Raw genomic sequence first — 2,063 nt, forward strand, 5'->3', positions numbered from 1 at the left:
TCTCAATTGAATACCCCAAATCAAAAGCCATTTGTTTTTTGGTAATTTTATAGATGCCAATTTGGGTCGTATGTGGATTGGTAAGAAGATACAGATAAAAGTATTTGTCCTCGGGGCTCATCTCTTCTGAAACAACCGGATTCTTCCAAAAATCAGTACGTACCATTCTATATTTTGCCATCTTCAACCACTGCCTTTCTTCTAGTAAAATTCCTTCATATTTGATATAGAAATAAATGAAGAAAAAGGTCATAAGATTTTCATTAGAATGTGAATCTTTTATGACACCCTTTCATCACCTTGTCCTTTGCGAGGGCTTTATGTGAAAGCCCTCGTTTCAGTACTTCTACGATATCGAGATTGGCGGGGTAAAGCGAATTCCCTTATTTCATTTTTGAGGACATTTTTAGAGCGAAACGTCAAAAAAACGCCTTCAAATTTGATTTTTGAAGGCGTTTTTTGCAATTTCGGTGATTTTATAGCCTTTTTTGTGTGAAGGAGTTTATCTTTCTTAGGTATATAAAAAGAACTGTTCCCCAGTTTCTTCTATTCTGCTATTCTACTTATTGTTTCACTTTCATAGGCTTTTTTTCCTTGTTTGTTTGAATCCTTGTGAAAAAGTTTACAAAACATTCACAGACACCTGCATGAATCCATGTTAGTATACCTCATGGGCAAAAGCCATTTCATCTTAGCGCAGTTGAAAATACTTTTGGTGTTACAGATACAGATGTTTATCAATAGAATCAGGTACTGTAATGATTGAATATGAAATGTAATGGTTGGGCTAAATAGCCCTTCATATAGAGTGAGTAAATACTTATTTGGGGGCTGAAATCATGTTTGATACTTATATGGTTTACAAGTATTTTAAAGGTGTGTTTATTGGAAGGTCCTACCACCAAGGAGCTACTAAGAAGACTTTAGTTAATTCATTGGCTAGAAGTTATAGAGATGGTGAATTACGGTTGGGTAAGATTGTACATTTTGATGAAGCTAGAGTGTTTAAGCTTATTGATGGAAAAGAAGAGTTTGTAAAGAATGTTACTAAATTTAAAAGCATGAATATGGCTTAATATAGGGTTCCATTTTGAATGGCAAAGTAGATAAATAGGTAACGAAAATGGCGTGCAAACTGACAACAGGTTGGCATGCCATTTTTTGAATTAATTTGCCCCAATACCCAAGTTAAATTTTCCACCAGCTTAAAATAAGGATAAACTGTTTTACATTTCTTACTTTGCTAATTGAATTTTTTTGCTATTTTATTATTGGTGACTTCGATTTTCCCCGGCAGGACAAAAAGATACTCAATTAAGCTTTCTAATAAGTCCATTAATAACGAGGTCGTCTCGTAATCCATTTCAGTTTCCAATTCAAGCATCCGATGTAGGGAATGATCAGTTCCCAATAAATTGCTAAGGGATTGAATAGGCTTTGCCAAATCAACATGATTCGGTAGGATTTCAAGCTGTTGAGACAATGGCTGTGCCTTACTTTTTTCACCGAGAAAATGCTTTAGGATACTTTCAATCACTCTTTTTGACATAACGGCAGTAGCTGAATTTTCTCTAGCTTGATAAACATTTATTGCTGAACGGTATGCCCTGATCAGGTCCTTGGGGATATTGGGTAGTGTTTCTAATTGATTAATCGGATGTTTGGAAGCTTGAAGGTCATAAATATAAGTATCAGCATATTCGCCTTGTTCATCTAGAACTTCCTTAGGAATAATGATAAAAACTTGCTGATTTTTTACATGATGGACAACTACACTCACTTACCATGCCATTCTTACTGCTCTGGTAGTTTGCATTAAGCATAAATTCAGTTGTATTTCTGCATCCCGGGCACTCACATTGAATACTCTTTGGTATTTTTAGATTCCCATACTTAATGTGAGACATGATGGAGCCTGGATTGATCCTTCTCATTCGATAGCCTCCCGATTTTTCCATTTATGCATAATACAGTGTGTCTCCTTTTTCTACTTCACAGATTAAATTTAATGACTATAGTTTTTTCATCCATTCGTATATCCATTCAAAGAACTCATAAAATAT

General features: G+C 34.9%; 2 protein-coding genes and 1 pseudogene. 1 reads left to right on the forward strand and 2 read right to left on the reverse strand.

Going from position 1 to position 2,063, the window contains the following annotated elements:
• Positions 1-181 (reverse strand): annotated as a pseudogene (locus V7137_RS26950) (DNA replication protein DnaD); the annotation flags it as partial.
• A gap of 658 nt (positions 182-839) precedes the next feature.
• Between V7137_RS26950 and V7137_RS26955 the strand changes: the two are divergent.
• Entirely contained in the window at positions 840-1,076 is a 237-nt protein-coding gene (locus V7137_RS26955) for a hypothetical protein (RefSeq protein ID WP_335700920.1), read from the forward strand.
• A 167-nt stretch (positions 1,077-1,243) separates the two neighbouring features.
• On the opposite strand, the gene V7137_RS26960 is transcribed toward V7137_RS26955, so the two are convergent.
• On the reverse strand, positions 1,244-1,780 hold the full coding sequence (locus V7137_RS26960; protein ID WP_335700921.1) for a hypothetical protein: 537 nt from the start codon (positions 1,778-1,780) through the stop codon (positions 1,244-1,246).
• Positions 1,781-2,063 lie beyond the last annotated feature (283 nt).

This window comes from Neobacillus drentensis, assembly GCF_036962765.1.
GTDB classification, from domain to species: Bacteria; Bacillota; Bacilli; order Bacillales; family Cytobacillaceae; genus Neobacillus; species Neobacillus drentensis_C.

Bases quoted from the DNA above. Each gene is read 5' to 3' on its own strand.
- V7137_RS26955 (WP_335700920.1), top strand. From the start codon at position 840: ATGTTTGATACTTATATGGTTTACAAGTATTTTAAAGGTGTGTTTATT.